General features: G+C 67.2%; 20 protein-coding genes. 11 read left to right on the top strand and 9 right to left on the bottom strand.

Features of this window, described 5'->3' with window-relative positions:
• Positions 1-13: 13 nt before the first annotated feature.
• Together QRN53_RS17190 and QRN53_RS17185 are read right to left on the bottom strand one after the other, a co-directional pair.
• Positions 14-937 carry a carbohydrate ABC transporter permease gene (locus QRN53_RS17190; RefSeq protein ID WP_285245025.1) on the bottom strand — a complete coding sequence of 308 codons (924 nt, stop codon included), beginning with the start codon at positions 935-937 and terminating at the stop codon, positions 14-16.
• Between the two features lie 10 nt (positions 938-947).
• Entirely contained in the window at positions 948-1,880 is a 933-nt protein-coding gene (locus QRN53_RS17185) for a carbohydrate ABC transporter permease (protein WP_285245024.1), read from the bottom strand.
• 182 nt (positions 1,881-2,062) lie between these two features.
• Between QRN53_RS17185 and QRN53_RS17180 the strand changes: the two genes are divergently transcribed.
• Positions 2,063-3,265: a Gfo/Idh/MocA family protein gene (locus QRN53_RS17180; protein ID WP_285245023.1), complete on the top strand. Its 1,203-nt coding sequence runs from the start codon at positions 2,063-2,065 to the stop codon at positions 3,263-3,265.
• Positions 3,266-3,270: 5 nt separating this feature from the next.
• Positions 3,271-4,299 (top strand): LacI family DNA-binding transcriptional regulator, encoded by a 1,029-nt coding sequence (locus tag QRN53_RS17175; RefSeq protein WP_502934854.1) that lies wholly within the window; start codon positions 3,271-3,273, stop codon positions 4,297-4,299.
• A 60-nt stretch (positions 4,300-4,359) separates the two neighbouring features.
• Here the strand turns inward: QRN53_RS17175 and QRN53_RS17170 are convergent, their stop codons facing one another.
• The 5 genes from QRN53_RS17170 to acs all read right to left on the bottom strand — a co-directional run bounded on the left by QRN53_RS17170 (position 4,360) and on the right by acs (position 10,723).
• Complete coding sequence (locus QRN53_RS17170) at positions 4,360-5,151, bottom strand: DeoR/GlpR family DNA-binding transcription regulator (RefSeq protein WP_285245021.1); 792 nt, start codon at positions 5,149-5,151, stop codon at positions 4,360-4,362.
• 55 nt (positions 5,152-5,206) lie between these two features.
• The gene (locus QRN53_RS17165; protein ID WP_285245020.1) at positions 5,207-6,124 is read right to left on the bottom strand and encodes a carbohydrate ABC transporter permease; all 918 of its coding nucleotides are present in this window, start codon (positions 6,122-6,124) and stop codon (positions 5,207-5,209) included.
• On the bottom strand, positions 6,121-7,095 hold the full coding sequence (locus QRN53_RS17160; RefSeq protein WP_285245019.1) for a carbohydrate ABC transporter permease: 975 nt from the start codon (positions 7,093-7,095) through the stop codon (positions 6,121-6,123). Before QRN53_RS17160 ends, QRN53_RS17165 begins: the two co-directional genes overlap by 4 nt.
• 89 nt (positions 7,096-7,184) lie before the next feature.
• Positions 7,185-8,495: an ABC transporter substrate-binding protein gene (locus tag QRN53_RS17155; protein WP_285245018.1), complete on the bottom strand. Its 1,311-nt coding sequence runs from the start codon at positions 8,493-8,495 to the stop codon at positions 7,185-7,187.
• A 206-nt stretch (positions 8,496-8,701) separates the two neighbouring features.
• Entirely contained in the window at positions 8,702-10,723 is a 2,022-nt protein-coding gene (acs, locus tag QRN53_RS17150) for an acetate--CoA ligase (RefSeq protein ID WP_285245017.1), read from the bottom strand.
• A 396-nt stretch (positions 10,724-11,119) separates the two neighbouring features.
• Between acs and QRN53_RS17145 the strand changes: the two genes are divergently transcribed.
• From QRN53_RS17145 to QRN53_RS17135, 3 genes are all read left to right on the top strand, one after another.
• Entirely contained in the window at positions 11,120-12,526 is a 1,407-nt protein-coding gene (locus QRN53_RS17145) for an energy-coupling factor transporter transmembrane component T family protein (RefSeq protein WP_285245016.1), read from the top strand.
• 83 nt (positions 12,527-12,609) lie between these two features.
• On the top strand, positions 12,610-13,404 hold the full coding sequence (nth, locus tag QRN53_RS17140; protein ID WP_285245047.1) for an endonuclease III: 795 nt from the start codon (positions 12,610-12,612) through the stop codon (positions 13,402-13,404).
• A complete protein-coding gene (locus tag QRN53_RS17135; RefSeq protein WP_285245015.1) occupies positions 13,401-14,078 on the top strand; it encodes an NUDIX hydrolase in 678 nt (225 codons plus the stop codon). The genes nth and QRN53_RS17135 overlap by 4 nt, the downstream gene beginning before the upstream one ends.
• 3 nt (positions 14,079-14,081) lie before the next feature.
• On the opposite strand, the gene QRN53_RS17130 is transcribed toward QRN53_RS17135, so the two are convergent.
• Both QRN53_RS17130 and QRN53_RS17125 read right to left on the bottom strand, forming a co-directional pair.
• Positions 14,082-14,270 carry a YegP family protein gene (locus QRN53_RS17130; RefSeq protein WP_285245014.1) on the bottom strand — a complete coding sequence of 63 codons (189 nt, stop codon included), beginning with the start codon at positions 14,268-14,270 and terminating at the stop codon, positions 14,082-14,084.
• A gap of 154 nt (positions 14,271-14,424) precedes the next feature.
• The gene (locus QRN53_RS17125; RefSeq protein WP_285245013.1) at positions 14,425-16,158 is read right to left on the bottom strand and encodes a bifunctional 3'-5' exonuclease/DNA polymerase; all 1,734 of its coding nucleotides are present in this window, start codon (positions 16,156-16,158) and stop codon (positions 14,425-14,427) included.
• Positions 16,159-16,259: 101 nt separating this feature from the next.
• Here QRN53_RS17125 and ssd point away from each other — a divergent pair, with 101 nt between their 5' ends.
• The 6 genes from ssd to QRN53_RS17095 all read left to right on the top strand — a co-directional run bounded on the left by ssd (position 16,260) and on the right by QRN53_RS17095 (position 21,071).
• Entirely contained in the window at positions 16,260-17,348 is a 1,089-nt protein-coding gene (gene ssd / locus QRN53_RS17120) for a septum site-determining protein Ssd (RefSeq protein ID WP_285245012.1), read from the top strand.
• Entirely contained in the window at positions 17,345-18,649 is a 1,305-nt protein-coding gene (locus tag QRN53_RS17115) for a TadA family conjugal transfer-associated ATPase (protein WP_502934853.1), read from the top strand. Before ssd ends, QRN53_RS17115 begins: the two co-directional genes overlap by 4 nt.
• On the top strand, positions 18,646-19,443 hold the full coding sequence (locus QRN53_RS17110; RefSeq protein ID WP_285245011.1) for a type II secretion system F family protein: 798 nt from the start codon (positions 18,646-18,648) through the stop codon (positions 19,441-19,443). The genes QRN53_RS17115 and QRN53_RS17110 overlap by 4 nt, the downstream gene beginning before the upstream one ends.
• Positions 19,440-20,045: a type II secretion system F family protein gene (locus QRN53_RS17105; protein WP_285245010.1), complete on the top strand. Its 606-nt coding sequence runs from the start codon at positions 19,440-19,442 to the stop codon at positions 20,043-20,045. The genes QRN53_RS17110 and QRN53_RS17105 overlap by 4 nt, the downstream gene beginning before the upstream one ends.
• Positions 20,046-20,208: 163 nt before the next feature.
• A complete protein-coding gene (locus QRN53_RS17100; protein ID WP_285245009.1) occupies positions 20,209-20,589 on the top strand; it encodes a DUF4244 domain-containing protein in 381 nt (126 codons plus the stop codon).
• Between the two features lie 56 nt (positions 20,590-20,645).
• Positions 20,646-21,071, top strand: coding sequence for a TadE family type IV pilus minor pilin (locus QRN53_RS17095; RefSeq protein WP_285245008.1), 426 nt, complete (start codon positions 20,646-20,648; stop codon positions 21,069-21,071).
• Positions 21,072-21,154 lie beyond the last annotated feature (83 nt).

Below are 21,154 nucleotides of genomic sequence, written 5' to 3'. Positions count from 1 at the left end.
TGCTGGAGAGGTGTTACTTGATGCCGGAGAAGCCGATGGAGTTGACGATTTTCTTCCCGAAGGCGGCGAACAGGATCAGGACCGGCAGGGCCGAGACCAGGGTGGCCGCCATCAGCCCGGACCAGTCCGGGGCGCCCTGGGGTGATTGGGACTTGAAGACGCCCAGGCCCACGGTGAGGACGCGGACGGATTCGTCCTGGCCCACCAGGAGGGGCCAGAAGTATTCATTCCACTGGCCGATGAACGTGAGCAGGGCCAGGGTGGCGAGCGGGGCTGCGGCGTTGGGCAGGATGATCTGGAAGAAGATGCGAAGGTGCTTGGCGCCGTCGAGCATGGCCGCCTCCTCCACCTCGCGGGACATGTTCAGGAAGAACTGGCGGAGGAAGAAGATGGCGAACGGGGTCATGAAGATGTAGGGCAGCACCAGGCCAACCATGGTGTTCAGCAGGCCCAGGTTCTTGATGAGCAGGAAGTTGGGCAGCGCCGTGAAGATCGGGGGCACCATCATGGTGGCCAGGAAGAGGCTGAACACCGCGTTCCGTCCGCGCCAGCGGAGCCGGGCGAAGGCGTAGGCGGCCATGGCGCTGAAGAACACGGCCCCGGTGGTGGTGATGGAGGCGAAGAGTACGGAGTTGCGCAGGTAGCTCCAGAAGTCGATCTGGGCGCCCGAACCGCCGTCCGCTACGGCTTCTTCGGGGGACTGCAGGCCGAACACGCGCTCGAACGCGCCCAGGTTGAAATCTGCGGGGAGCAGGTTGGTGGCGTTGGAGGCTAATGCCGCGTTGGTGGACAGTGCGGTCCGAAGGACCCAATAGAACGGGAGGACGGACACGGCGACGGCGACGGCGACCAGGGCCCAGGCGCCGGCGCGGCGCCAGTTGAACGGCCGACGCCGGATGGCCGGCCGGGCGGGAGCGGAGACTCTTGCGGTGGTCATGGTGGCGTCCTTAGTCCAGGTCCGATTCATTGCCCTTGAGGAACTTCATCTGGATGAAGGCCACCAGGGCGAGGATGACGAAGAGGATGACGGCCAGGGCGGAGCCGTAACCGAAGTCCGATTCCGTGAAGGCCTTTTGGTAGATGTAGAACTGCAGTACGCGGCTGGCGTTGACCGGGCCGCCCTGGGTGGTGACGGCGACGGTGTCGAAAACCTGGAAGGAACCGATGATGGTGACGATCAGGACCAGGGCCAGGACCGGGCGCAGCAGCGGCAGGGTGATCTTCCGGAAGGTCTGCCAGGGCGAGGCCCCGTCAAGGTTGGCAACCTCGTAGACGTGGTGGGGGATGGCCTGCAGTCCGGCGAAGATCAGGAGCGCGGTGTAGCCCATGTGCCGCCAGGTGTTGATCAGGGCCTGCGTGGGGATGGCCCACTCCTCGCTGCCGAAGAAGGCGACCTTGGGCATGCCCAGGGCATCGATGAAGTAGTTGACGATGCCGATCTGGTAATCCAGCAGCCAGAACCACAGCAGCGCTGCGATCACGTTGGCCATCAGGTAGGGCAGCAGCAGGGTTCCCCGGATGAGCGTTGACTTGGCGACCCGGTGCATCAGGAGGGCCAGGCCCAGGGCCAGGGCGGTCTGCAGGACGATGTTGATCAGGACGTACTGGGTGGTGACGGCCAGGGCGTTCCAGAAGAGCGGGTCCTTGCCGATGGCCTCATAGTTGGCCGTGCCGATCCAGGTGGGATCGCCGAGGATGTTGTATTCGGTGAAGCTGAGGTAGATGCCGCGCAGCGTGGGCACCAGGTAGAAAACGATAAATCCGATCATCGCGGGGGCTATGAAGAACAGTGCGATCTTCAGGTCGCTTTGTCCCCGGCGCTTCAGCGGCCGGCGCACTGAGTGCTCTGCCGGGCTGGCGTTCCTGGTAAGGGTGGTCATCGTCGACCCTTTCGGCGAGTGTGATGGAAGTAACAAGCTGCGAGACAATCTACACGAGTAGATATGAACGTGGCAAGAGATGACTTTGAGCTTTTAATTCCGACTTTTTATCCACCATTTAAATATTGACTCGAGTAGATTCGGGTGAAACACTCAACTATCCCCCTCTTGAAAGGCAGACAATGACGTTCTCCATCGGCATCGTGGGCGCCGGCCAGTTCGGCTCCCAGTTCGCGCACCTCTTCAACCTGCACCCCGGCGTCCATGCGGTCTATGTGGCGGATGAGCGCCCTGAACGGGCGGCGGAGGCCGTCGAAAGGTACAACCTGGCGGGCCAGGTTGCGGACTTCGACGCGCTGCTGGCCTCCGACGTCGACGCCGTTGCCATCTTCACCCAGCGCTGGACGCACGGCCCGCTGGTGGAACGGGCCCTCCGCGCCGGCAAGCACGTCTACTCCGCCGTCCCCATGGCCGTCACGGAAGCTGAAATTTCCCGCATCATCGAGGCCGTCCGTGACACCGGAAACGTCTACATGATGGGCGAGACCAGCTACTACAACCCGGCCACGGTCTATGCCCGTGAGCAGCACGCTGCCGGCAAATTCGGCAGGGTCTTCTACTCCGAGGGCGATTACGTCCACGACATGGACCTGGGCTTCTACGACGCGTACCAATACAGCGGCGGCGACCGCTGGAAGGAGACGGCCAGCTACCCGCCCATGCTTTACCCCACGCACGCGATCGGAGGCGTGCTCGGGGCACTGCCGGCACACGCAGTCAGTGTCAGCTGCATCGGGATCCCGGACCAGCGCAACGACGGCGTCTTCGACAAGGACGTCAGCATGTTCGGTAACGACCTTTCCAACGCCACCGCACTTTTTGAACTGAACGACGGCGGTGCCATGCGCACCAACGAAATGCGCCGGGTGGGCTACCCGTCCCATATCCGCGAATCCCGGTTCCGGTTCTTCGGTACCGAGGCCAGCTTTGAACAACTGGCCCGGGTCACTGTGTGGCAGGACAAGGAGGACGTGCACGATATTTCCGAGCAAATGGAAAGCCGCCCCAGCATTCCCCTCGATGATCCGTCGCTGGCCCACGTCGCCCCCGAACTGCGGGACGCCTTCGTGTCCGGACTGGCCCCGGTGCACGACGCTGCACGGCTGCCCGGGGAATTCCAGGGCGCACCCAACGGCCATGAAGGCAGCCATCACTTCCTGGTGGACGACTTCGTCACCGCGGTCAACAACCGCACACTGCCGCCCGTCAACGCCTGGGTGGCAGCCCGCTTCACCCTGCCCGGAATCGTTGCCCACGAATCCGCCATGCAGAATGGCGCGCGGCTGCCCATCAATGACTTTGGCGACGCGCCAGCCAACTGGTAGCTAGCATGTACTGCATGACCACTTCGGCCGTGCCGGCCCCGCGCGGACCCGTGACGCGCAAGGATGTTGCCCGCTTCGCGGGCGTCAGCACCGCCGTCGTGAGTTATGTAGTCAATGGCGGCCCCAAGAAAGTGGCCCCGGCCACCGAAGCCAAGGTGCAGGAGGCCATCCGCCGGCTGGGATATCGGCCGAACGCCGCCGCCCGCGCCCTCAAGCTGGGCTCAAGCGAGACCTTGGGACTCATCATCCCGGACAACACCAACCCGTTTTTCTCGCTCTTCGCCCACGCCGTTGAAGAAGCCGCCGGGGACCTGGGCTACGCGCTGGTCCTCAGCAACTCCGACGGGAACCTGGCCACCGAACGACGCAACATCCGTAACCTGGCCGCGCGGCAGGTGGACGGGGTGCTGTTGGCGAGCGTGCTGTTCGAACCGGACCTCGAGGCCCTCGAGATGGCAGACATACCCTCCGTGCTGCTCAACCAGGAACGCGATGCCCCGGGATTCAACAGCATTGGCGTGGACCTCGCTGCGGGCGCCAAAATGGCGGTGGAGCACCTGATCGGCCACGGCCACACCAATATCGGCCTCGCCATGGGCACCAACGTCTCCGGCAGCACAGACGGCCGCGAGGTGGGCTGGCGCGAGGCTTTGCGGGACGCCGGCCTGCCGGAGGGGCCCATCATCTACAGCGAGTTCACCAGGCCCGGAGGCTATCTCGCCGGACAACGGCTGCTGGCTTCGGTCAACCGGCCCACGGCGATCTTCGCGAGCTCGGACATGCAGGGGATCGGGCTCCTGCGGGCATTCCATGAAGCGGGCGTGGCTGTACCAGGCCAGATTGCGGTGGCATCCTTCGACGGATCCGTCGAATCCGAATATTCGTGGCCGCCGCTTACCACCGTGGAACAGCCCGTGGTGTCCATGGCGGAAGCCGCCGTCGGAGCGCTGGTGGGAGCCGGCCGCGGCGGGGAGCCGAGGCACCGCATTTTCCCCACCACATTGCACGTCCGCCAGTCCTGCGGCTGCCCCTAGGGGAGGCTGCGCCACGACGTTCTCCGCCCGGCCGATCCCTGACGCCGGGGCAGCGATCCCTTAGGCCGGTGCGGCGATCCGCAGCCGGCTGACGCTCTCCTGCAGGATCCGGCGGGCATCCGCGCTGAGGCCGGCGTCGCTGATGACCTCGTCCGCTTCCTCCAGGGCCGCGATGGTGCTCATCCCTTGCGTGCCCCACTTGGTGTGGTCTGCCAGCACCACCAGCTTGCGCGAGGCCGTCACGAAGGCCCGGTCGGTTTCGGCCTCCAGCAGGTTGGGGGTGGTGAACCCGGCCTCGGGGTCCATTCCGTGCACCCCCAGGAAGAGCAGGTCCAGGTGCAGCTGCTTCAGGGCCGCGGTGGCGATCGGCCCCACCAAGGCATCCGACGGCGTGCGTTCGCCTCCGATCAGGATCACGCTGGAACCGTAACGGGCGGCTGCCGAGGAGGTTCCGTGATGGAACAGGTCCGCGATGCGCACCGAGTTGGTGACCACCGTGATCCGCGGACCCTTGGCCAGCTCCTGGGCGAGGGCCCAGGTGGTGGTGCCGGCGCTGAGGCCCACCGCCATGCCCTCGTGCACCATCTTTGCCGCTTCGGCAGCGATGGCCCGCTTTTCGGCGGGCAGTTGGGTGGACTTCAGCTCAAAGCCGGGCTCATGCGTGGTGGCGCCCCCAGGGAGCTTGGCACCCCCATGGATCCGCTCCACCCTGCCGCCTTCTTCCAGCAGCTCGATGTCCCGCCGCACCGTCATGAGGGACACGCCAAGCTGGTGGGCGAGATCCGAGACACGGACCACCCGCTCCCGCTGGACGGCGTCCACGATGGCCTGGTGACGTGCTGCGGGGAGCATGGGGTTCCTTTCGGGCGGCTATGGGAGGGGTATCCCGTTCACGTTCCATCTTTGCCTACCCCTTGCTGGAACCAAGAGTCAGGCCCGCGACGAACTGGCGCTGCAGCAGCAGGTAGATGACCAGGGTGGGAATGACGGTGATGACCGCGCCGGCGGCCAGGAGGTTGTAGTTGCTCAGGAACTGCCCCTGCAGGTTGTTGATGGCGGTGGTGATGGGGAGGCGGTTGCCGCTCTGGATGAACAGGAGCGGCCAGAAGTAGTCGTTGTAGATGAAGATGACCTCAAGCGTGCCCAGCGCCGCGAACGCGGGCCGGCACAGCGGCATGATGATCTCGCGGTACTGCCGCCAGATGCCCGCCCCGTCCACCAGTGCGGCTTCCGTCAGGTCCGCGGAGAGCGCCTTCATGTAGTTGGACAGGACGAACGTGCAGAACCCCATTTGGAACGCGACGTGGATGGCGATCACCACGATGTACGTGTTCAGCAGGTTGCCGGAGTCACTGAACGAATACGGCACTTCCAGGTGCTTTGCCATCTCGAACAGGGGTGCAGCCAGCACCTGAGGGGGCAAAAGGTTGCCGGCGGTGAACATGATCAGCAGCGTGATGTTGAACTTCCAATTGACCCGGCTGACCGCGAAGGCCATGAGCGACGCCAGGAACAAGGTCACCAGGACGGCCGGGACCGTGATGATCACCGAGTTCCAGAAATACGTGGCGAACCCGCCCTGGGTCCAGGCCTGGACGAAGTTGTCGAAGTTGAACGCCCCCGCCACGCTGAAGTAGCCGTGCTCGTTGGTGGAGGCTACGGGGCGGAGCGCGGTGTACAGGGCCCAGCCCAGCGGAATCAGCCACATAACGGCCATGACCACCAGGAAGATGTGCGTCCCGTAATGGCGCTTGGGCCGGCTGCCGGAGCGGGGCCGGACATTGGCGTTGTTGTTCCCTGCGGTGCGGGCGGCGGTGATGCTCATGCTTTGCTCTCCTTGCCAAAGGTGCGGCTGAGGTAGAAGACGATCGGTACCAGCGAGATGACCAGCAGGACTACTGCCAGGGCAGACCCGACGCCGATCACCTGGCCCTCGCCCACGAGGTTCTGGATCACCAGGGCGCTGAGCATTTCAAGGCCGTTGGTGCCGCGGTTGATCACGTACACCACGTCGAACGCGCGGAGGGACTCGATGATGGTGATCACCACGATGACGATGTTGATGGGGCGCATGGCAGGAAAGACAACCCGGAAGAACGTTTGCACGGCGCTGGCCCCGTCGATCGCGGCGGCCTCTTTCAGGCTTGGGTCGACGCCCTTCAGCCCGGCCAAGTACAGCAGCATGACATAGCCGGCGTGCCGCCAGGTCGCAGCGATCAGCGCCGCCCAGATGTTGACGGAGGAATCGCCGAACCAGTCCACGGCTTGCGGCGTGCCGGCGGTGCCCAGGAGGAAGTTCAGGAGGCCGTTGTCACGCTGGTAGAAGAGCTGCCAGATGATGCCGATCAGTGCCAGGGAGAGCATGACGGGGGCGAAGAAGATGCTTTGGTAGATCTTGCTGCCGCGGATGTTCTGGTCAAGGAGGACGGCGAGCAGCAGGCCAAGCGGTGTGGCGATGAGGGCAAGGAACAACAGCCAGAGCATGTTGTGCTGGAGTGCCGGCCAGAACGGTGGGTAGTCCTGGGAGATGAACTGGTAGTTGTCGGTCCCGGCCGAGCGGATGTCCGCCAGGTCCAGGCCGTTCCACCGGGTGAAGCTGAGTCCAATCGACATCAGCGTGGGCAACCACACCAGGGCCAGCTCGACCAGGGTGGGAATGCCGACCATCAGGGCGAGAACTACTTTGTCGCTGCTGGACAGGCGGCGTACCCGGCCGCGCCCGGGCCGCCTCTTCGAGGGCGCGTTGGCCGGGTCCCTGGATTCCGGCGGGATCAATTCTTGTGCGGTGCTGCTCATGGGATTCTTCCCCTTGCTTGGTCCGGATGCAGGAGGGGGAACGACGACGGCGCACGCCGCGTGCCGCCGTCGTCGTTCCGTGCGCTGAACTACTGCGCTGCGTACAGTGTCTTGGCCTGGGCCTCAAGGTTCTTGACGTCGATGGTGCCGTCCTTGATGAAGGTCTGCAGGGCCGGAATCATCACGTTGTTGGCCATGGCCGGCAGCGCATCGCGGTCGAAGAACTGGCTGATGTTCTTCGCCGCCGAAATGGTGTCGGCACACTTCTTGTTCAGCGGCGTGAACGATGAGGTGTCCGCGCCCTTGGCGGTGGCGATGTTCGATGAGTCCACCTTGGCGTAGGCATTCTGGGCCTCCGGAGTGCCGAGGAATGCCAGGAAGTCACGGGCTGCCTTGTTGTCGCCGCCCTTCTTGGACAGCAGCAGGCCGTCGATGGGGGCTTCGACGGAGTCCCGTCCTTCCATGGCGATCTCGGGGAAGGCGAAGAAGTCGATGTCGGAGAGGACCGTGGGATCGGTGAACTGCTGGGTCACAAAGGACCCCAGCAGGTACATTCCCGTCTTCTTGGCCTCCAGGGCCTTGGCGGCGTCCTGCCAGGTCTGGCCCAGTGCTCCAGGATCCTGGAACGGCAGCAGCGCCTTCCAGGTGTCAAACACTGCGCTGACTTTCTGCTGGTCCCAGGACTCCTTGTGGGCGCAGAGGTCCACGTGGAACTGGTAGCCGTTGAGCCGCATGTTGATGTAGTCGAACGTGCCCATAGCCGGCCAGCCGTCCTTGTCGGCAAAGCCAATGGGGATCAGGCCGTCGGCCTTCATCTTCGTGGCCAGGGACTTGAGGTCGTCGAAGGTCGCCGGGACCTGGTAGCCCTTTTCGGCCCACAGGCTCTTCCGGTAGAAGAATCCCCAGGGGTAGTTGTAGTTGGGGACGAAGTACATCTTGCCGTCAGGGCCGGTGGAGGCTTTCTTCAGCGCATCGGTGTAGTTGGCGCCCACCGTCTGCCAGACATCGTCAATGGGGGCCAGTAGACCCTTGCCCGCGTAGTACTGCATCCGGTACCCGGCAAACCAGGTGAACGCGTCATCGGGGGAGCCCTGCAGGTAGGAGTTGATCTTGTTCTGGAAATCGTTGTGGGGCACCACGTTGGTGGTGACGGTCTTGCCGGTCTTGGCGGTGAAGGCGTCCGTCACGGCCTGGTAGGCGCGCTTGGGGACATCGTCCGAAGCACCGGAACCGAAGGTCAGGCCGGAGGATTCGGACCCCGTTGCCGACGGCGCACTGCCGCCGGTGCAGGCGGCCAGGAACGGGATGCCCGCCAGGCCGATTGCTCCAACGCCGACCGTCTTTAGGATGGTCCGCCTGCTCGGAAACGCAGAGGCCGACGCATCAAACTGTGAAGCCATGTTCTCTCCCTTGAAAAAATCGCCGCGTGTGAGGCACCTCACATACGTTGACTATAACCTCGCAAAAGCGAACAGGGAAGAACGCTAAGTAACATTTTCGTGAGAGATTTTTTTGAATCGTCACAACGACGAACGGCCCCGTTTTTCCCGTGGTGACGGGGAAAACGGGGCCGTTCCGAAGTTGCAGGCCGGATACTAAGCCAGTGTTACTTTCTGAGCGACTGGGCGATCTGTTGCATGATCGTGGGATCGGACAGGGTAGTGGCATCGCCCGGATCGCGGCCTTCTGCGACGTCCTTGAGGAGGCGCCGCATGATCTTCCCGGAACGGGTCTTGGGCAGTTCGGGGACCACCAGGATGTTTTTCGGCTTGGCGATCGGGCCGATTTCCTTGCCCACATGGTTGCGCAGTTCCTGGACGGTGGCGTCGCCGTTGTTTACGGCATCGCCGCGGAGGATGACGAACGCGACGACGGCCTGGCCGGTGGTCTCGTCCGAGGCGCCCACGACGGCGGCCTCCGCCACCGCGGGGTGCGACACCAGTGCGGATTCGATCTCCGTGGTGGAGAGCCGGTGCCCGGAGACGTTCATGACATCGTCCACGCGGCCGAGCAGCCAGATGTCACCGTCTTCGTCCTTCTTGGCTCCGTCCCCGGCGAAGTACATGTTTTCGAACCGGGACCAGTACGTGTCCTTGAACCGCTCGGGGTCCCCCCAGATCCCGCGCAGCATGGCGGGCCAGGGTTCGCGGATCACCAGGAAGCCGCCGTGGCCGTCGGGAACGGACTGGCCCATTTCGTCCACGACGTCCACGGCGATGCCGGGCAGCGGGACCTGGGCCGAGCCGGGCTTGGTGGCGGTGACGCCCGGCAGCGGGGCGATCATCTGAGCGCCGGTTTCGGTCTGCCACCAGGTGTCCACGATGGGTGCCTTGTCCCCGCCGATCACCTTGCGGTACCACATCCAGGCCTCGGGATTGATCGACTCGCCTACCGAACCCAGGACGCGGATCGAGGACAGATCGTACTTGGCCGGGATCCCGTCACCCCACTTCATGAACGTGCGGATGGCGGTGGGGGCGGTGTAGAGGATGGAGACCTTGTACTTCTCCACGATCTCCCACCAGCGGCCCTGGTGCGGGGAGTCCGGTGTGCCCTCGTACATGACCTGGGTGGCACCGTTGATGAGCGGGGCGTAGGCGACGTACGAATGCCCGGTGATCCAGCCGACGTCGGCCGTGCACCAGTAGACGTCCGTTTCCGGGTGCAGGTCGAACACCGCCTTGTGCGTGTACGCGCCCTGGGTGAGGTACCCGCCGGTGGTGTGAAGGATACCCTTCGGCTTCCCGGTGGTCCCGGAGGTGTACAGGATGAACAACGGGTGCTCGGAATCGTGGCCCACCGCCGCGTGTTCCGCGGAGGCAGTGCCCACGGTGTCCGCCCACCAGTGGTCCCGGCCCTCGTGCCAGTCCACGTCCTGCCCGTTGCGCTTGACCACCACCACGTTCTGCACGGTGTGGCCGTCGTGGGCCAGGGCGTCGTCGACGGCCGGCTTCAACGGGCTCGGCTTGCCGCGCCGGTAGGTGCCGTCAGCGGTCACCACCAGCTTGGCTTCGGCGTCGTCGATCCTGGACCTGAGCGCCTCGGCCGAGAAGCCGCCGAACACCACCGAATGCACAGCGCCGATCCGGGCGCACGCCAGCAAAGTGATGACGGCCTCCGGGATCATGGGCAGGTACACCGCCACGCGGTCCCCCTTGGCCACCCCCAGGGACTCGAACGCGTTGGCCGCCTTCTTCACTTCTTCCGTCAGTTGCGCGTAGGTGTACTTGCGGGTGTCCCCGGGTTCACCCTCGAAATAGATGGCCACCCGCTCGCCGTTGCCCGCCTCCACATGCCGGTCCAAAGCGTTGTACGCCGCGTTGATTTCACCGCCCACAAACCACTTGGCGAACGGCGGATCAGACCAGTCCAGCGCCTGCGTAAAGTCCTTGGACCACGTCAGCAGCTCCCGGGCCTTCTTTGCCCAGAACGCCGGACGGTCCGCGTTGGCGTCGTCGTACTCGGCTGCGCTGACAACGGCATCGGCTGCGAATTCCGGGCTCGGCGGGAAGGCCCGGGTCTCGTGCAGCAGGTTCGCGAAGGCGTCGCCCTGCTGGCCGGGCTGGGCCTCGGCCGGGGATGCACCGGATGGAGCCGTGGCCGTGGAGCTGGGGGTGTCCTGGGACATATGAACCTCATCATTCATCGATCGTCGCCGCGCGGGACGCCATCACCGCAGGGCCCGCCGTTCGCGCGGCACTGGGCTCCAGCCGGGACGGACATACCGCAAAGAGCTGTTCCGCCACCAAGCCTAATGCTTGCCGCTGATCCGCTGTGCCCTCCGTCACAGATGCGGCAGCGAGCGGCATTTGTTAAGCGGTGAATGGCGTGCCGGCCGCCCAGGCGACCCCGGGCCAGCTAGTGATCAGCTTGGCTGTTGACTAGGCTGAGATGGAATTGTGACTTCACTTCGGACCGCTCCGGCCAGGCATGAACCGTGCCCTGTCGGCGCCGGACCGCATGTCAAGACGGCACAGTTTTCGGGTCCGTACGGGCCCGGTGCCGCCACGCTAAGGAGAGCAGAATGAACCAGCAGAGCTTCGGCCAGCGAACGGCCCCGCAAGCGCAGCCCGGACCCGACGGCTCCGGATCCGCCGGCGGACCTGGCCACCAAACCCCTGCCGGCAGCACCGCTCCAGGGCAAAAGGCAGCCTCGGGAAAGATTGACCCGAACGCCAACCAGGCTGTGCTCGGTCCGTTCACTGTGCGCGACCTTGCGGTTTTTGCCGGCACCCTGATCCTCTTCGTCGCGTCCCTGCTGCCCCTGTTCGGCGCACGGTACAACCTGTGGAACCTCAACAACCTCTTCTTCCTGGGCCTGGGCATCGTCCTGCCGCTGATCGCCAGCGCGCTGTTCGCCGCACGCCGCCTGGCGCCCGACACCAAAATCCGGGTGGGGTCGCTGTCCATCGACCAGTTCGCCTCGGTGGTGGCCTCCTTCGCCGTCGCTTTCTTCTTCCTCTCGGTTGCCGGCGCTTATGTCCACAGCCTGCTGGTGGGCCTGATCGGCTCCCTGGTCCTTTTCGCCGCCACGGTCCTTGGCCGTTTCCTTCCCTATCTCTCCGGTGACTTCAAAGGCCGGGCGGATGCCCCGGCCCATGTCGTGGCACGCGAAGCTGCAGTGCCGGCGCGGAAGCCCCGTGCCCCCAAGCCGGCCAAGCCGGAGTCCGGCTCCGGACAGTCCAAGACCGGTTTCGGGCTCAAGGGTGCTGGCGTCTTTGGCGGCGCAGGTGCCGGGTCTTCAGCGGTCCAGCCGGGGCCTGCCAGCCACGAACCTGCGCGCCACGAACCTGCCACCACGCACGCGCCTGCCACCGCGGCTGTGCCTGCCGCCACCGCAGCGTCCGCAGCTACTGGCGCCACCGCAGCGTCCGCGCCTGCTCCTGCCGCCCCGGCTACTTCGGAACCGGCACCTTCCACTCCGGTTTCCACGGCCCCCGAGGTCTCGGACCGGACCCCTGAGGTGGATGCCGGTCCGCCCACCCAGGCAGCCGACGTCGTCCGCCCGGCCGCTACGCCCGCGGCGGAGGAAACCCAGGCAGCCGACGTCGTGCGCCCCGCTGCGATGCCCGCGGCGGAGGAAGCCCGGCATGGCGACGTCCCGGCCGCCGGTGCCCCGCAGCCGGCCTGGGAACCGCCCGCCGCCACCGCGGTGCACCAGCAGATCCGAACGGAAGAGCCCATCGGCGCAACCGTGGACCCGGCCGCCCGCCACGACGAATCGGATGCACAGTCCGCCCACGAGGCCTTCTGGTTCGCCGTGGCGCAGCACCGCACCGCCTTTGATCCCCGCACCGGGGCGCCCGCCTTCGTCATCGAACCCGGTGGCTGGGTCCTGGCTTTGGAAGACCGGGGACATGAGTTCCTGGTCCAGCACACTGACGGCCGGCTGGGTATCCTGCGCGACCTCAGCAACATCGAGCGCGGCTGACGTCCATGGCCGGGCTCCGGGCGGCCAGCCCCGGCGGGAATGACCCCGCCGGGCAAACCGCCAACAACGGCCAGGCTCCCGGCATGCCGGCGGTCCCGGCCGAATCCCTGCTGGCACTGAAGCGGCGGGCACGGCGCATCAACAAGGCCCTGGCCGAAAAATACCCCTACGCCCATGCGGAGCTCGACTTCCGGAACCCGTTCGAGCTGCTCGTGGCAACTGTGCTGTCCGCCCAAACCACCGACGTCACCGTCAACCAGGTCACCAAAGTGCTGTTCGCCCGCTGGCCTGACGCCCGCTCCCTGGCCGAAGCGGACCCGGTGGAGCTTGAAGCCATCCTCAAGCCCACCGGATTCTTCCGGGCAAAGGCCAAGAATGTCCTCGCGCTGTGCACGCGGCTCGTGGACGACTTCGACGGCGAGGTTCCAAGCCGGATGAAGGACCTGGTCACATTGCCCGGCGTCGGGCGCAAGACGGCCAACGTGGTGCTCGGCAACGCCTTCGGTGTCCCGGGCATCTCCGTGGACACCCACTTCGCCCGCCTCACCAAGCGGTTCGGCTGGACGCAGTCCGAGGACCCCGTGCAGATCGAACAGGACGTGGCCGGGCTCTTTGAGCGCAAAGACTGGACCGTGCTGTCCCACCGGGTCATCTTCCACGGCCGGCGCGTATGCCACGCCCGCAGGCCGGCCTGCGGTGCCTGCCCCATTGCCAACTGGTGCCCCACCTATGGCATGGGAGAGACGGACCCGGCCAAGGCAGCCAAGCTCCTGAAATATGAGTTGGCGCCCGGCAACGAAGCCCTGCTGGAGCAGTACCTGTCAGAACAGCACCGGGCCGCCGAGATCCGGATGGCCTCCCAGGCAAGGACGCCGTGAGCGCGCGCGAAGACCTGTCCCGGCTGGTCCGGCAGGCCCAGTCGGGGACCGCCGGGCCTCCTGACCCGCGCTGGGCCGCGCTGACCGTGGATGTCGAACGCGCCCGCCGGGCCGCCGTCCTCATGCTTTTCGGCGTCCTCGACGACGTCCCGGCCGCGTCCGGCAAACCGTTGGCCCCGGCAGACCTGGACGTCCTGCTCCTGGAACGGGCCCACACACTGGGTTCGCATCCGGGGCAGGTGGCCTTCCCCGGCGGCAGCATCGACCGGGACGAGACACCCGTGGCGGCAGCGCTGAGGGAGGCCGAGGAGGAAACTGGACTGGATTCGGCCGGCGTGGAAGTCCTGGGCACCCTCCAGGAGTTGGGCCTGGCGCACAGCAACTTCCTGGTGACGCCGGTCCTCGGCTGGTGGCATGCACCGTCACCGGTCCGGGTGGTGGACTACGGCGAATCCGCCCAGGTGTTCCGCGTCCCGGTCCGGGACCTGCTGGACCCTGACAACCGGGTGATGGCCACGGTCCACCGGGCAGGCCGCACCTTCGACAGCCCCGCCTTCACCGTCAACGGCGTGGTGGTGTGGGGGTTCACCGGCATTGTGCTGAGCGGGCTGTTCGATCAGCTCGGCTGGTCCGTCCCGTGGGACGTGAACCGGCTGCACCCGATGGGGGTCTAGGCGTCAGGCCTGCCGGCGCAAGTCCACCACAATGCCCGTGGCCGCATTTTCCCGCACGGCCTTGATGCCGTCGCGCAGCATCGTCAGGGACGGAAAAGTCGGAGAAACCGCGACGATGTTCCCGTCGGCGTCTGTGAGCCGCAGCCGGTAGGACTCGTCCCCAACACGGTGTATTTCAAATCTTCCCGCCATGGACGGGGACCTCCCTGGTATGCGTCGTTGCATCAGTGACCGGATCTGCTTCAGCCATTTTGACTGTAACCGCCGTCGCCGGACCCGTCGAGCTACCGCCGGGTAGGTTACTTTGCGTCTCAAAGGCGGGTTTTCCTGCCGGGCCCCAGGCGCGCTATTTTGCCAGGTCGTAGGAATCCACAACCGCGAGGCTCACGGGAAATTCCACCGGGATCCGGCCGAACAACAGCTCTTTGGCTGCGCTGGCCGCTTCCTCGATGGCGGCGATGCAGGCGTCCACCCGCTCTGCCGGCGCGTGCACCATCACTTCGTCGTGGAGGAAAAACACCAGTTCGGGCCGGCCGGCACCGCTCCCCGTCAAGTCCGCAGCCCGCAGGGTGCGCAGCCGTCGTCGCAATTCCGCCAGCCAGCATGCCGCCCAGTCCGCCGCGGAGCCCTGGACCACGAAGTTCCGTGTGAAACGGCCCCGCGACCGGGCGATCGACTCGGCCCGCCGCTGCTCCTCCGCCGTTGCCGACCGCTGGCTTTGGAACCAGCGCTCGGACGGCGGAGGGCTGCTGCGGCCCAGCCTGGTGGTGACGGTCCCACCGGCTTCGCCCGCACGTGCCGCACGCTCCACAAACTCGACGGCGCGTGGGTAGGTGCGTGCCAGCTGCGGCATCAGCCGGCCTGCTTCGCCGGACGTGGCCCCATACATCGCGCCCAGCAGCGCCGTCTTCGCCTTGGCCCGGTCCCCGCCGAAACCCTTGGCCGCGATCCCCGCGTAGAGGTCCTGGTCCCTGGCCGCCTCCGCCATGGAGGAATCCTGCGCGAGGGCCACCAGGACCCGGGGTTCAAGCTGGGAGGCGTCGGCGACGATGAGCTTGTGGCCGGGATCGGCGTGGACGGCACCGCGGACCTGGCGCGGAATCTGAAGAGCGCCGCCGCCGCGGGAAGCCCAGCGGCCCGAGACCACGCCGCCCACCACGTACTCCGGACGGAACCGGCCGCCGTCCACCCAGGCGTCCAGCCAGGACCAGCCGTTGGCGGTGTGCAGCCGGGAGAGGCTCTTGTACTCCAGCAGTGGCTCGATGACCGGGTGGCTGGACTCCCTTAGCTCCCACTTCCGGGTGCTCTTCACCTCGATTCCGTTGCGGTGCAGGGCCCGCATCAGGTCCTGCGGAGAATCGGGGTTGAGTCCGGGGGCGTTGAGCAGGGTGCGCAGTTCTGCGGCCAACTTTTCCAGCCTGTGCGGACGCTGTCCGGCGGCGGGGCGGGGACCGAGGTGGCCGGCCAGTATTTGTTCGTGCAGGTCTTCGCGCCAGGGAACGCCTGCGTGCTGCATCTCCGCAGCCACCATTGCGCCCGCCGACTCCGCCGCCAGCAGCAGCTGGAGCCGGTTCCGGCGGTTTTCCGCCGGGTCTACCGCCGCCACGGCGGCTTGCTGGGCAGCGTATTCGGCGCGGAGCTCGTCTACGGACCCGCCCGGGGCGGCTCCGGCGGCGGGGGTATCGAACAGCGCGCCCTGGTCCGCCGGGGGACGCGGCGGCTGCAGCGCTTTCGGGGGAAGCAGCGGATCTTCCACAGGTACCCGGCCCGTGTTCCGGGCGTACTCCGTGTGCGCGCTGAACTGCGAAAAAGCCAGGATGTTGCCGCAGAGGCTGACGTCGTAGCAACGCTCCACTTCGACACCGGATGCGAGCAGTGCGGGGTACCAGTCCTGCGTGCGGTGCCAGATCCAGCGCGGCGGCTGGCCGCCGGGCCGCCGGGCTTCCATTTCGCGGACGACGGCGGCCAGGTCAGTCAGTGCCATCGGCCGGGGTTCGGGGTTGGCCGGTTCGGGAAGTCCCGCCTGGGTCAGCTGCTGGAGGGCCGCGCCGCGGGGATGGGCGGCGAGCAGCAGGTACATGCTCCAATTCTGCCCTGTTTGCGGGGCCGGTCCGACGCGCGTTGTCCACATACAGGATTTGCTCCCTTATCTGTGTGGTGGGAGGTGGCCAGAGTGGCTTCATGAGCAGGCACCAGTTGAACGCACCACAGCCCGGGACGGGTGAAGTCCTGCTGGTTACTTCTTCCGGGGTCCTCCGTGCCGAGGTGGAGCGCATTGTGGCGGCCGCCGGTGCGCAGCTGCGTGTTGTCCCCGATGCCGTCGAGGGCGGGCGGTATTGGGATGCTGCAGCAGCCGTCCTTGTGGGCAGCGACGTGCGGGAGTTGCCGCCGCGCCGGCGCACGCCGGCGGTTATGGTTGGCCTGGACGGTGAAGGGGACAGCCTCTGGCACCTCGCCGCCGCCCTGGGGGCGGAACGTGTTGCAGTGCTGCCGGACGCTGCGGCCTGGCTGGCAGACCACCTCAGCCGGTCCCGCTCGCCGGGTCCGGGCGGCGTGGTCCTGGGCATTACGGGCGGCTGCGGCGGGGCAGGGGCCACCACGGCGGCCATCTGGATTGCGCAGGCCGCCGCTTGGCTGGGCGTTCGCGTCCTCCTGGTTGACGGCGATCCGTGGGGCGGCGGACTGGAGCTTGCGCTCGCCGCGGAGGATACCCCGGGCCTCCGTTGGCCGGACCTCGCTGAGGCCAGGGGCAGCATCGACCCCGTGCAACTGGTGGATTCCCTGCCCGCGGCGGGAGGCTTGTCCTTCCTCTCGTGGCCTGCCAGCCGGGAGCAATCCATCCCGGTCCCCGCCGCGGCCACCGCAGGAGTCCTCGACGCCGCCCGGCGCGGCTACGAACTGGTGGTCATCGATGTCGGACGGGGCGCGGGGCCGCTGAACACGGTGGCTTGGGACTGCGACCGGATCATGGTGGTGGTCCCGGCCCAGCTTAAGGCAGCAGTGGCGGCCGTGCGCTTGCTGCAGGAGCTTCCGCCGGTAGAGGCGGCACTCCTGGTCCGCGCGCGTCCCGGGGCGGCGTTGGACAGTTCGCTGATCGCCGACGCCGTTGGGCTGCCGGTGCAAGGCAGGATCCCGGAATTGCGCGCCGTACCAGGTGCCACGGAAACCGGCCGCCTGCTGGACCTGGGGAAGCGGCGGAACATCCGGCGCTTCGCCGCCGCCGCCCTCGATTGGCTCGGCGATGACCTGCGGGCGGGAGATGCGGCATGAGGCGCCCGCCGGGAACCCCCGGATTCACGGAGCGGCAATCGGGCAGCGGATCGGCGCGGGGAGACGCCGGGGCACGGCGGAGCGCCCGGATCCTGGAAACCAACATGTCGGCCCGCGCCGGGCGGCCGGATGAAACAGCAGCGACCGGAAGGGCAGTGGACGCCGGACTGTTGGAATCGGTCCGTGAGTCGATGATGGCTGAGGCCGGAGCCGTGACCCCCTCACGGGTGGCTGCGGCGGTCCAGGCCACCGGCAAGTTGCTGGGTACCGCCGGGTCACTGGCCGCGGTGGAGCGGATCAGCGCTGAGCTCAACGGTTTGGGACCGCTTCAGGAACTCACCCGGGACCCGGCCGTGACGGACATCTTCGTGAACGCGCCGGGCTCTGTCTGGGTTGACCGGGGACGGGGCATCGAGCGGGTCTCCGTGCAGTTCGACAGTGAAGCCCAGCTGCGGGCACTGGCCGGCAGGCTCGTCGCGGCAGGCGGCCGGCGCCTGGACGACGGCTCACCGTGCGTCGATGTAAGGCTCGCCGGCGGCTACCGGGTCCACGCCGTGCTGCCGCCGGTTTCCACGTCCGGGACGCTGCTGAGCATCCGGATCCGCCGGGAGCGGGTCTTCACCATGGACGAGTTGCGAGCGGCCGGAATGTTCGGCCAGCGGGTGCAGACAGTCCTTGAGGGAGTGGTGGCCAGGAGGTTGAGCTTCCTGGTCAGCGGGGCCACCGGTTCCGGCAAGACCACCCTGCTGTCCACCCTGTTGGGGCTGTGTGCGCCGGACGAACGCCTCGTCCTGATCGAGGATGCGTCCGAGCTCAACCCGGTCCACCCGCACGTTGTGGCCCTTGAATCGCGCCACGGAAACCTTGAAGGCGGCGGCGCAGTGGACCTCGGGGAACTCGTCCGGCAGGCGTTGCGCATGCGTCCGGATCGTCTGGTGGTCGGCGAGTGCCGGGGGCCCGAGGTGCGCGAGCTCCTCACCGCGATGAACACCGGCCACAGCGGTGGCGGTGGAACCATCCACGCCAACACCGCAACAGCGGTCCCGGCCAGGCTGACAGCACTCGGGGCGCTGGCCGGATTGGGACCCGAGGCCGTTCGGCTCCAGGCGGCCAGCGCATTGGACGTGGTCATCCACCTCGGCCGGACGCCCCGGGGAAGGGAAGTCCTCTGCGTGGGACTCCTTGGCGATGGTCCCGAAGGTCTTGGCGTGGTGCCGGCCGTGGAGGAATCCGGAAAACCGGGCCCGGCGTGGCCTGCGCTCGCAGCCCGGCTGGGGCTGGATTCCGGGAAAGGCCTGTGACTCTCTTCCTGGCGGTGCTCCTTTGCACCGCCATGCTGCTCCTCAGGCCGCAGCTGCATGCTGCGGCAAGGCTGCGGTCGGTGGCGCGGAATTCCCCGGGCGGACAACGTTCCCCGCGGCGCAGGATGTTGCCGGGGTTCCGGCGGCCCGGGCGCACTTCACGCGGCCAGCGCGGACTGGGCCTCACCCTGGTGGTGCAGCAGCTGGCGGCACTGCTCAAGGGCGGGCGCACGCCGGCACGGCTCTGGGACGAACTGTGGACCGTGTACGGCGTCCCCGGGGAACAGGCGAGGCGGCTCCAGGCTGCCGCACGCCCCGACGGGCCCGTACTGTCGCCGGGGTCAACCACAGTCCTGGCCTCGGCGCGTGCAGCCGCGGCTACCGGGGCTCCGGTATCGGAAGCCATCCGTCGGGTGCTTCCCAGCGCATTCCCGGGCCGCGACGGTGAAGCCGGAACATGGACTGAGCTGGCAGCCTGCCTTGATATCGCTGAAGCCAGCGGATGCCCGCTTGCTGACGTGCTGACCAGATTCGCGGCGCAGCTGGATGCAGCGGAGGATTCCGACGCCGCCAGGCAGACAGCCCTCGCCGGGCCCAGGGCCACGGTCCGCCTGCTGACTTGGCTGCCGCTGATGGGACTCGGACTGGGTGCAGCCTTGGGGGTCGATCCGTTAGCCACACTGCTGGGCACTCCGTTGGGACTGGCCGCGCTGGTGGGCGGCGTGATCCTTACCGCGGCGGGCAGGGCGTGGTCCGCCCGGCTCGTTTCAGCCGCCGCGGAGTCGGGGCCATGATGCCGGCATGGCATGGGCTGGCCCTGTTCCTCCTCCTGGCAGCGGCTGCGTGGCTTGCCTGTTCCGGCCACAGCCGGCCTCGCCGGCGCCTCCAGCATCTGCGCCTGGATGCCTCGCCCGGGAACCACAAGGCCGCTGCGGCGGGGACCGGCATCCACCGCGGTACCGGCCTCAAGGACACGGCCATGATGCTCGAACTGGTGGCGGCGATGCTTGATGCCGGGGCCGGGATCGGGCGCTCGCTGGAACTGGTGGCCGCTTCGGCCGCACCCCGGTACCGGGACTCCCTGCGCCCGGTGGTCTCCGCCTTGGCCATCGGCGCCGACTGGGAGACGGCGTGGCGCAGCTCGGCCGTTCGGCTCCCTGAGGTCCTGGAGCTCCGGGATGCCCTGGGGTTTGCCGCGCTGACCGGCGCACCCTCATCCGCGATCCTGTACGCGCAGGCGGCAAGGCTCCGGCGGGAGAGGTTCCGGGCGGCAGAAAAACGCGCAGCGTCGCTCGGCGTCAAGCTGGTGGTCCCGCTGGGCCTGTGCTCGCTGCCTGCCTTCATCTGCCTGGGCGTCGTCCCGGTACTGCTCGCCTTGGTTCCATCTGGATCCTAGACCGGCCGCCCTGCTCATCCCGGTCACCGTGGTCTTTTCCTCCACAAGAGGGCGGCGGCCCGGCTTTTCCACTTAGCGCACCCCATCCCTTACCGGCCGCAGCGCCGCCGGGAAGAGTCGAGACAGCCGGGAAACATCCCGGCAACCCACGAAAGGAACGCACATGTCCATCAACCACCAGCGCTTCTCCGCCGAAACGACGGCCCCCGCTGACTCCGCCAAGGCCGGGACCCCACAGGGCGGACAAGGAGCGGCCGCCGGCGGCACCGGGCACGCCCCTGCGCACACCGGTTCCGCCCGGCATGGCTCTGAGGCCGCAACCGGCAATGTCGTGGAGCTTTACCCGGGATCGGTCCACCCTCGTGGTGGGAACCGGCGCAGGGCCCGGCTGCTGGGCTCGGAAGCGGGCATGGCCACGGCGGAGTATGCCATCGCCACGCTGGCGGCCGTCGGCTTTGCGGGCTTGCTCGTGTTCATCCTTCGCAGCGATGAAGTACGCGGCTTCCTGCTGAACCTGATCCGGACCGCGCTGGCATTGCCGTGACAGGTGTGTTGTGGGCGTGGCGCCACCGCAGCTCAGGGAGGAGAGCGTCGGCCACGATGGTCCACCCTGGGGTGGTCCCGGGCAGTGCCGGGGGCGCGGTCACAGCTGAGTTTGCCGTGGCGCTGCCGGCCGTATTGGCTTTGCTTGCCATGCTGCTCGCAGGAGCCGCCGCAGGCATGACCCAACTGCGGATCGAAGAGGGAGCCCGCGCCGGTGCCCGGGCCCTGGCCCGGGGCGAAGACCCCGGCGCCGTGGAACGGACAGTAAGGACCCTTGCCGGCGGATCGGCAGCCGCCTCCATTGCGGCCGACGGCGAATGGTTCAGCATCACCGTCACCGACCATGTGTCGGGGCCGCTGGGAGCATCCATTCCGTGGACTCTCACCGCACGCGCCTCAACACGGAGTGAGGCACCGGGTACCGGAGCCGCAGGCGGGACCGGTAACGGCGGCGGCCTGACCGACGGCAAGGGAAACCGGTGACGGGGGTGGTAACGGGCCATCCCGCTGCCGCTGGCGTCTGCTGCCCAGTGGTTGGGCAGAGCCACCCCGCTGGCGCTGGCGTC

The organism is Pseudarthrobacter sp. fls2-241-R2A-127, from assembly GCF_030209355.1.
Classification (GTDB): domain Bacteria; phylum Actinomycetota; class Actinomycetes; order Actinomycetales; family Micrococcaceae; genus Arthrobacter.
This window is presented reverse-complemented; position numbering and strand designations above follow the sequence as displayed.

Coding starts and splice junctions, on each gene's coding strand:
- QRN53_RS17185 (WP_285245024.1), bottom strand. CDS start 1,880: ATGACCACCCTTACCAGGAACGCCAGCCCGGCAGAGCACTCAGTGCGC.
- QRN53_RS17180 (WP_285245023.1), top strand. CDS start 2,063: ATGACGTTCTCCATCGGCATCGTGGGCGCCGGCCAGTTCGGCTCCCAG.
- QRN53_RS17170 (WP_285245021.1), bottom strand. CDS start 5,151: ATGCTCCCCGCAGCACGTCACCAGGCCATCGTGGACGCCGTCCAGCGG.
- QRN53_RS17125 (WP_285245013.1), bottom strand. CDS start 16,158: ATGTACCTGCTGCTCGCCGCCCATCCCCGCGGCGCGGCCCTCCAGCAG.
- QRN53_RS17175 (WP_502934854.1), top strand. CDS start 3,271: ATGTACTGCATGACCACTTCGGCCGTGCCGGCCCCGCGCGGACCCGTG.
- acs (WP_285245017.1), bottom strand. CDS start 10,723: ATGTCCCAGGACACCCCCAGCTCCACGGCCACGGCTCCATCCGGTGCA.
- QRN53_RS17115 (WP_502934853.1), top strand. CDS start 17,345: ATGAGGCGCCCGCCGGGAACCCCCGGATTCACGGAGCGGCAATCGGGC.
- QRN53_RS17145 (WP_285245016.1), top strand. CDS start 11,120: ATGAACCAGCAGAGCTTCGGCCAGCGAACGGCCCCGCAAGCGCAGCCC.
- QRN53_RS17100 (WP_285245009.1), top strand. CDS start 20,209: ATGTCCATCAACCACCAGCGCTTCTCCGCCGAAACGACGGCCCCCGCT.
- nth (WP_285245047.1), top strand. CDS start 12,610: ATGCCGGCGGTCCCGGCCGAATCCCTGCTGGCACTGAAGCGGCGGGCA.
- QRN53_RS17105 (WP_285245010.1), top strand. CDS start 19,440: ATGATGCCGGCATGGCATGGGCTGGCCCTGTTCCTCCTCCTGGCAGCG.
- QRN53_RS17155 (WP_285245018.1), bottom strand. CDS start 8,495: ATGGCTTCACAGTTTGATGCGTCGGCCTCTGCGTTTCCGAGCAGGCGG.
- QRN53_RS17190 (WP_285245025.1), bottom strand. CDS start 937: ATGACCACCGCAAGAGTCTCCGCTCCCGCCCGGCCGGCCATCCGGCGT.
- QRN53_RS17160 (WP_285245019.1), bottom strand. CDS start 7,095: ATGAGCAGCACCGCACAAGAATTGATCCCGCCGGAATCCAGGGACCCG.
- ssd (WP_285245012.1), top strand. CDS start 16,260: ATGAGCAGGCACCAGTTGAACGCACCACAGCCCGGGACGGGTGAAGTC.
- QRN53_RS17095 (WP_285245008.1), top strand. CDS start 20,646: ATGGTCCACCCTGGGGTGGTCCCGGGCAGTGCCGGGGGCGCGGTCACA.
- QRN53_RS17165 (WP_285245020.1), bottom strand. CDS start 6,124: ATGAGCATCACCGCCGCCCGCACCGCAGGGAACAACAACGCCAATGTC.
- QRN53_RS17130 (WP_285245014.1), bottom strand. CDS start 14,270: ATGGCGGGAAGATTTGAAATACACCGTGTTGGGGACGAGTCCTACCGG.